Below are 366 nucleotides of genomic sequence, written 5' to 3' on the forward strand. Positions count from 1 at the left end.
GCGATACCGAATTCAGCCACGAGCCCACTCCAACCAGCGCTTGGTGACGGCCGACTCGTTCTTCAGCCACCAGTCGATGTCCGTGTCGAAACCCTTGTCGTAGTACTTCGGCGCACCCGCCAGCGCGTTGCGCTCGTCCTCGGTGAGCTTCGCGTAAGCCACCGGCGACGACGGGTTCGACGGGAACGCCTTCGCCAGGGCGGCCTGGCTCTCCGCCCGCAGCGAGAAGTCCATCAGCTGGTAGGCGTTGTCCTTGTTGGCCGCGTCCTTGGCGATGGCAAGGCCCTGGAACTGCCGGCGCATGCCGTTGAGCTGCCTGGCGACCGGGACACCCTGCTTCTGCAGGTCGGCGATCCGGCCGTCCCA

The 366-nt window shown here is 66.4% G+C and carries 1 pseudogene; it reads right to left on the reverse strand.

What is annotated here, in order from left to right:
- Positions 1–12: 12 nt before the first annotated feature.
- Positions 13–366, reverse strand: a pseudogene (locus GTY56_RS10030) (ABC transporter substrate-binding protein); the annotation flags it as partial.

The organism is Streptomyces sp. SID5643 (assembly GCF_009872555.1).
Classification (GTDB): domain Bacteria; phylum Actinomycetota; class Actinomycetes; order Streptomycetales; family Streptomycetaceae; genus Streptomyces; species Streptomyces iakyrus.